The sequence below is a fragment of the Sulfurimonas sp. genome (genome assembly GCF_027056685.1).
In the GTDB taxonomy this organism is placed as follows: Bacteria; Campylobacterota; Campylobacteria; order Campylobacterales; family Sulfurimonadaceae; genus Sulfurimonas.
The window spans coordinates 1-7562 of the sequence record NZ_JALUKE010000205.1 but is presented as its reverse complement, the minus strand read 5'-3'; the positions used below and the strand labels follow the sequence as shown (position 1 = coordinate 7562).

At 35.6% G+C, this 7562-nt stretch carries 8 protein-coding genes; 5 read left to right on the top strand and 3 right to left on the bottom strand.

Going from position 1 to position 7562, the window contains the following annotated elements; genetic code table 11:
• Positions 1-103 precede the first annotated feature (103 nt).
• The 3 genes from MVY38_RS09125 to MVY38_RS09115 are packed head-to-tail and all read left to right on the top strand — an operon-like array spanning position 104 to position 2322.
• Complete coding sequence (locus MVY38_RS09125; RefSeq protein ID WP_297485452.1) at positions 104-373, top strand: hypothetical protein; 270 nt, start codon at positions 104-106, stop codon at positions 371-373.
• A 56-nt stretch (positions 374-429) separates the two neighbouring features.
• Entirely contained in the window at positions 430-1911 is a 1482-nt protein-coding gene (locus MVY38_RS09120) for an AarF/UbiB family protein (protein ID WP_297485450.1), read from the top strand.
• A 3-nt stretch (positions 1912-1914) separates the two neighbouring features.
• Positions 1915-2322: a hypothetical protein gene (locus MVY38_RS09115; protein ID WP_297485448.1), complete on the top strand. Its 408-nt coding sequence runs from the start codon at positions 1915-1917 to the stop codon at positions 2320-2322.
• On the opposite strand, the gene MVY38_RS09110 is transcribed toward MVY38_RS09115, so the two are convergent.
• From MVY38_RS09110 to MVY38_RS09100, 3 genes are all read right to left on the bottom strand, one after another.
• Positions 2319-2579 (bottom strand): hypothetical protein, encoded by a 261-nt coding sequence (locus MVY38_RS09110; RefSeq protein WP_297485446.1) that lies wholly within the window; start codon positions 2577-2579, stop codon positions 2319-2321. The genes MVY38_RS09115 and MVY38_RS09110 overlap by 4 nt on opposite strands.
• A 41-nt stretch (positions 2580-2620) precedes the next feature.
• The gene (locus tag MVY38_RS09105) at positions 2621-2935 is read right to left on the bottom strand and encodes an antibiotic biosynthesis monooxygenase family protein (protein ID WP_297485444.1); all 315 of its coding nucleotides are present in this window, start codon (positions 2933-2935) and stop codon (positions 2621-2623) included.
• 208 nt (positions 2936-3143) lie between these two features.
• The gene (locus MVY38_RS09100) at positions 3144-4709 is read right to left on the bottom strand and encodes a DmsC/YnfH family molybdoenzyme membrane anchor subunit (RefSeq protein ID WP_297485442.1); all 1566 of its coding nucleotides are present in this window, start codon (positions 4707-4709) and stop codon (positions 3144-3146) included.
• Between the two features lie 106 nt (positions 4710-4815).
• Here MVY38_RS09100 and MVY38_RS09095 point away from each other — a divergent pair, with 106 nt between their 5' ends.
• Entirely contained in the window at positions 4816-6072 is a 1257-nt protein-coding gene (locus tag MVY38_RS09095) for a hypothetical protein (RefSeq protein ID WP_297485440.1), read from the top strand.
• The gene (locus tag MVY38_RS09090; protein ID WP_297485438.1) at positions 6062-7456 is read left to right on the top strand and encodes a DUF3482 domain-containing protein; all 1395 of its coding nucleotides are present in this window, start codon (positions 6062-6064) and stop codon (positions 7454-7456) included. Before MVY38_RS09095 ends, MVY38_RS09090 begins: the two co-directional genes overlap by 11 nt.
• Positions 7457-7562 lie beyond the last annotated feature (106 nt).

Here is a 7562-nt window from a genome sequence, read left to right as displayed (position 1 = left end):
GCATAAAATGGGTTCTATATTGTTTGAAATCTGTTCATATATTAAGCAATAAACAATTTACTATTATTAGAATATAATATGAAAAATATTTGAAGGATTTATGATGTTAAAAGATATGTTATATACTGGTCTAGGAATGGGTGTTATACTTAAAGAGAAAGTTGAAAATGAGATTCAAAAACTTGAAGATGAGGGAAAACTCAAAAAGGATGATGCTACTTCACTACTAGATTCGCTCTCTACAAAGGGTCAAGATGAAGAAAAACGCATAAAAGAGATATTTAAAAAAAGCATCAAAGAAGTTATAGATGAGCTTGGACTTGCTACAAAAGAGGATATTGCAGATCTAAAGGATGCATTATCCAAAAAGTAAGCTACTACAATCCAAAGAGAGTTTGGGCTGTTTTTCTATTTCTTCTCACGCTCTACTTGCTTATAAAGAAAAAAGAGAGCTTTTTAGGGCTAAAACCTCTCCAACCAAAGAGGCTAAACGCAACTATTATTCTTCTTGGTGCGAGTTTTATTAAATTAGCTCAGGTCTTAGCAACAAGAAGTGACTTTTTTAGCCAAGAGTATCTCTGTGAACTTAAGGAGCTGCATGACCAACTCCCCGCAATGAGCAAAAGTGAATTTTCAAAAGTTTATGAAGGTGCCTTTGCTAAACGCAGCTGTTTTAAGAGTTTTGAAGAAGTGCCTATTGCCTCTGCATCCATTGGACAAGTTCACATCGCTCACTTGCAAGATGGTATAAAAGTTGCAGTCAAACTTCGCCGTTACAACATCAAAGAGCAAGTAAGTGCAGATATAAACATACTCAACTTTTTTAACAATCTTTTCAAACCGCTCTTTAGCACCTACACAAAAAACTCCATAGATGCCGTCGTTAGTGAATTTTCAAAGATGATACTTCAAGAGGTCTCTTTTCAAAATGAACTACACAATCTCAAAAGTTTCTCAGAAGTTTACAAAGAGAGCGGCATAAAATTTCCTAAACCTTATGAAATGTACTGCTGTGATTCTGCCATTGTAATGAGCTTTGAAGAGGGTTTTCGATTTGACGACAAAGAGAACCTTTTAAAACACGACATAGATTTTCGACCACTCATAAAAAAACTTGTCAATTTTTACACAGATCAGATGCTCCTGCAAGGCTACTTTCATGCAGATCCACACCCGGGAAATCTTCTCGTCTCCCGTGAAGGTGAACTGATATTACTTGACTTTGGAATGGTCAAACGAGTGCCAAACAAAACAAGAATTGCCATTATTGAACTCATAAAAGCAGCAAATGAAGAGAATTATGAACTCTACATCAGTGCAAATAAACGCCTTGGCACAATAGCCTACGAAGCACCAACAGCTGAACTTGCAGAGTTTAGTGCCAAAATGTTTGCCATCTTTTCAAATGAAAATCTCACAAGTGAATCAATGCAACAACTCGCTTTTGATGTCCTAGCTACGACAAAAGATTTTCCCTTTAAACTTCCATCTGATGCCATCTACATTCTGCGTGTAAGTGCCATCATTGAGGGACTTGGCACAACTTATATAGAAAATTTCAACGGTATAAAAGACATTCTCCCTACCCTGCAAGAGAACATTCCAAAAGCACTCGGTGCAAAAGATGGCTTTCGTGAACTCATTGTCCAAAGTGTTAAAGATGCACCTTTTGTACTGCAAAATATCCAAACATCTGTGCAAAAAATTGCAGAAGATGATGTAGAGGTAAAACTCTCTGATGACCAGCTTCACTGGATAGCAAAAGAGATAAAAAGCTACATCAAGCCACTTCTTGGAGGTTTTGTACTTATAATTGCCTCCTTTTTTACCCTGCTCTATGACAATGAACTCAAAACTTTTGCACTTGTCTTGTTTGGACTTGGAGTTTTAAGAATCTTTTTTAAAAGGTAATAGATGAAAAAAATATTTGTACTTACTCTTTTGCTACTCGCTGCGTTTAGTGGCTGTAGTGACAACGATGCAACCATCACAAAATCAGAAAAAGATTTGCATAATGTCAAATGTATGCGTCTTGTCATTTTTCCACCAAACAAATTTTTAGAAACGACAATGAATAAGCTCTACAATTTTGATAAAAACTGCAGCTATAGACTTGAAATTTCCCAAAAAAGTGGCATTGTCTGTAACTCCAATCAAAATGCAGCGAGGAAAACACTCTCATATTTTCCATCAGGGTTTATTCGACTCGATTTATATAAAGGGTATAAAAATATCTACAGCTACTACAGGGATTTGACACATAAAACTACGAAAGAGGATGTTAAAGAAGCTTTTGAGAGTTTAAAAGAGAGTATAAATTAATCTTCCTCTTTCTCTTGTACAAAAGAGCTTGGACGAAGTTTTTTAAAAAATTTTACAAGCGTAGTGCTGACAATACCTCCACCAGGTAAAATCCAAAGTGCTGAGAGAAAAGTCATCTTTCCGATATCACCTATCTGCTCACCTGCTTTTTTATACTCTCTGTTTTTAATATGTTTGGGGATCTCTTTAGTCTCTTTGTACTCTTGCTTAAGTCCACGACCAATATTTTTACTGAATTTTTTAAATTTATGTATCATGTAAATTTAAAGGAGCGTAAAAATACACTCCTAACTATTGATTAATCTATACTTTCGTAAATTTCAACAGAAGGTCTACCTGCAAACCAATCCATAGGAGGCATATTTTCATGAGATTTTTTAAACGCATCACTTTGTGTATATGCCATAAAACTTTTCATATCTTCCCATACAGTCTCGATGATAAAAGTATTGTTCTCACCTGTCATTGGGTTTGATTGTGGTGCTAGCAAGTTCATTGCACTGCAACCTGCTTGGTCTTCAATATTGTGTTTTTTTACTACCTCTTTTAAGTGTGCAGTGTACTCTTCTTTAAACTCTTGTTTTACTGGAAATTTTGTAAAAACTGTTACCATTTTCTATCCTTTACTATTTTATTTGCAAGAATTGTAACACTTGTTTTTAAAAGGATGGATAACAGTTACACTTCTTTCATTCATGTACCATTCATGTACCGTGTATTGAATTTCCACTTTTATGCTCAAATACTCAAGACTAAAATAGAAAAATATCTAAAACTAAGAACTTTCAATACAAGGTGCTTCAATAAAAAACTCTCTTACTCTATCTCTGCTTCCCAACAAAAAATCCCCCTGCCATTCCAAGAGGAACTACCGTTGTAAAAAACAAAAATCTGTCACTTATTTCACTTGCAAACGCAGTAACAAGTGCCAAAAAGAGCATAAATGATGCCGCTGCGTTTAGTGATGCACTTACAAATACAAGTGCTAAAAGAGGCAAGACAATTCCCGCTATAAGTAAAGTTATAAAACGAATTTTCTTAATATTTCCAAAGTTTTCATTGAGCAATCTTTTTGTGCGTTGAAGTTGGTACTCATTCTCTTTAGCGTCAAGTGTTCTAATATCTTCATAAGAGAAGAACAGTTGTGCTACACCACCAAGCATTCCCATTGTCGTAAGGGGAATAATAGCCTCATGGATGCTTGATATACTACTTATAAACGCAACTAAAAAGAAACCAATGTAAGCAACACCAAAAAACTTAAAGTTTGTCGTAATTCTATTCCAAGATGGTCTCGCTTTGATGCGATAAATCATACTCTGTGCATAAATTCCGTAAATACCGATTCCAAGTGTTATAACCTCAACAAGTAAACGCAGTATATGTGGAAAATTAAAAACGTACATTGCAACAACAAGGGACATTAGTCCTGTAAATACTCCAAGTGCCAGAGCCTCACGAGAGAGCCACGAAGTTTTTATGTTTTTCATCGCAGTCATTGCCAAGAATGGACGACCAAGATGCAAGGCTGAGAGTGGTAAGCCAAGAGCGGCAGGAAGCATTACAAGCAGTGCCATTATCCAGTTTGTACTCTCAAATCCAAAGAGACTCATAAAATCACCCAAAAAGAGTGCCATAAAACCACCAAGTGAAATTTGAGTAAGTACCGTCATAAAAACAAGTGGTATCTCTTTATGTGCAGGTTTTAAGATGTGTTCATCCATCTCTTTCATATTCTCAGGAAGATTATCTGGCAGTGTATAACGCGTTGTAGAGTTTGTAATGCGTGCATCTGGTAAAAATGGCATATTTGCTTGCTCATCTATGTCACGGTTAAGCCACTCTTCTACATTTACGACCTCTATTTCAATAGCTCCAGCAGGACAAGCTTGCACACAAGCAGGAGATTGACCTTCATCAAGTCTCTCATGACACATATGACATTTTGTGACAATTTTACGCTCTTCATGAAATACAGGTACACCATAAGGGCAGTTCCAAGTACAATACTGACACCCTATACAAGTATCATCATCATGCACAACAATACCCGTTTCGGCAATTTTAATATAAGACTCAGTAGGACAACCACGAAGACACTCAGGGTCTATACAGTGATTACAGCTCATAGAGTTAAGCATCTGAGTAAACGCAGGAAATTCTCCACCTTCCATCTCACCTACACGACGCCATTTTATGTCTGCTGGGTTGTTGTTTTGTTCATTACAAGCAACCTCACAACAACGACACCCTACACAGGCAACGGCATCAAAGTGAAAACGGTATTGCTCACCCTCTTTCAGTGGCGGAATGTCGATAGAGTAAGAGCCACACTGCATATTTGTCTCAGCTTTGTGGTCTATAAAACTCTCTAAAGGTGTTTGCATATAATTCATCTCCATATATTAGTGATGAAATTATACTCTTCTTTTATGGGGATTGTAAGAAAATTATGTTTATTTTTTAGGCAAAAAATTATTGTATAATTAAAATATGTATAGACTGAATTTTAAAGACTACTTTTGCATTTCAAAATTTCTTGCACGCTTTGAGCAACGAGACGCTAATACATTAAATGTAAAACTACCCTACAATGACCCTCTAAAAAATATATCTGAACTTTATAAAAAATATGCAGAGGACGAAGATAGAGACTCTACACTTTATGAGTTTTTCAGACATACCAGAACTATTATACTTTGGCTTGTTTTTATTGCTATTATGGTTTTTTCTTTTGTAAGCATACAAAAAAGTGTAAACATTAAAATTTACCTTATTTTTGGGCTTGTCGTTCCTTTTGTCTATCTGCTTTATGTTGCATGGCAGACACTCTTTTACAAATTTCCAAACAAAGAGGAGAGTTCTTTAGTAGCTTTTTTTGCAAAAAAGTACCCTGAATATGACAAACGAGACACCCATGTCTTAAAAACATTCACTACACTTTTGCTCGTTGAAATGGGCATTGTTTATACTTTTAGCATTCTCTTAAGCACTATTTTTATCTTTTGGGCATACTCCATAGAATTTTACAGTGAGAGTAGCTATGCTTTTTTAGACCCTATTAAAATGTGGTTTGGCACTGCAGATAGTGCTGGACATGCAGTTTTACCACAACATTTTTTTGCCATTGCCATTACTCTGAGTATAGTTATTCTTTTACTATTAAAAAGTTTTATATGGTTTTTAGCAAAAAGAAATCTTCAAAAAGCCATAAAACAGGCACTACTACAAAAAGCACAACCTCTTTTACAAAAGTTTTCTCAAAGCGTTGCAATAGAGATTTCAAATAATGAAAAGAAAACTACAGAAAATTTTAAGATACAAAAAGGCAAATCGCAAAATATAGACCGCTCACAATATGACCTGCTTTTTTATCAGTTTGAGCTAGATGAAAAAGTTGTAGATATTTTAGAGTTGCAAAATGATAGTGATGTAGCTAACCTAAACGCAGCGTATTATAGTTTTGCTCTGTATGCACAAGAGCAAGAAGACAGTAAAACACTTAAAGAGTTACAAAATCTTGTCATTGTTGTAGCTTCTGCACAAACAATTCCAGACAATACTTTTAAAGGTGATATGCTTACAATATTGGAAACAGATAGAGTACGACAAATATGGGTAATACCTTTGGTTGAAAAAGATGGCGTTTTACAAAAAGCCTACAAGGGAGATTACCTCTATGAAGAGTGGCAAAAACAGATAAATGAGACTATAGGCGACTATAGGATAAGGTTATACAATGAAAAGTAACGCACCTACTTTTGCTTTTATAGGCAAACCAAACAACGGCAAAAGCAGCATGATTTCAGCGCTTACTTTTGATGACCGTATTGAAGTCTCTAAAAGTGTCGGAACTACAACAAAAGCACTACAGTATAGCTACTACTATAAACAAAAAGTGGTGTGTAACTTTTTTGATACACCAGGGTTTGAACAGGCGAAAAAGATTGTCTCTTTTATAAAAGCGCACGAGAGTGAATACTTTGGACATGGGGTACTCGATGCCTTTGTATCACAATACAGCGAAGATGCAAGAATGCAAAAAGATATTGAAATTATCCGTGCCGTGCTTGCGAGTGATTTCATAGTATTTGTCATAGATGTTTCACAACACTACAATCAAAATGTCATAGGCTATGAGTTTGAGATACTTCACTTTTTGAAAAAACCAGTCTTAATACTGCTAAACAAAATTCAAGAGCAGGACTACACACAAGAGTGGAAAGAGGCACTCTCTAGGTATAAACTGACAAATACTCACCCTATAAATCCACTTAACAGTAGTTATGAGAACATCGATACAATATATAAAAATCTCTATACCGTTGATGCAACACTCCAGCAAAAACAGTTTTTAGACCAACTTTTACACCTGCATAAAGTACATTACCAAGAGAAAAAGAGTTTGAGTGCCAAAGAGATTGCAGCAATGATAGTGGAGATTTTACAGTTTGAGTCTGTTGTTAAGTTCAAAGAAAAAGATGCAGATGAAACGCTTAAAGAGAGAGCACTGAAAAAGTACCAAAACGGCATTTATGCAATAGAGAAAAATAGTAAAACAAAAATAGAGCAAATATGGGGTTATTACCAAATAAAAGTGCTAGATGAGCGTGCCGAGATAGATGCAAAACAGAGTGTAAACTTAGGACTTACAAAAAATCGTTTAGCTCTCATTGGCGCTAGTGTAGGAGCCATAGGAAGTGGCGCGGCAGTCGCTCCCATAGCTCTTCTTGATGGTGGTATTTCTACTGCTGTTGCTGCAACTGTTGGGGGATTGATAGGGGCAAAAGCAGCCTATGCCATAGGCGAGAAATTTGGTTCGTATATTATTTCAAATCATAAAATCATCCATAAAATGGATGCAAAAAACTACAATGCTACATTTATTTTACTCAAGCGTTCCATTGAACATCTCTACCGTCTTATAAAACACGGTCATGCAAACAGAGAAGCTATAGTAATACCAAAAAATCCAGACTCTTGGCATTTTGGTACAGAGTGGAGTTTTCAAAAAGATGAAGAGAAAAAGATAGCTGCGTTTCATAACAGTATAGTCAAAGATGAAAATACCAAACAAGTTGAAGAAGAGCTATGTGAACTTATAGAGAAGGTGATTGAGCGAGAAATTAGCTAAATGTAAATTAAAATTACTCCAAATCCTCTTTATCCATCACAAAACCCACGACCAACAGGGCTATAACAAAAAGTGTAACCATACCTATAAAAAAGTAGTGCATTAT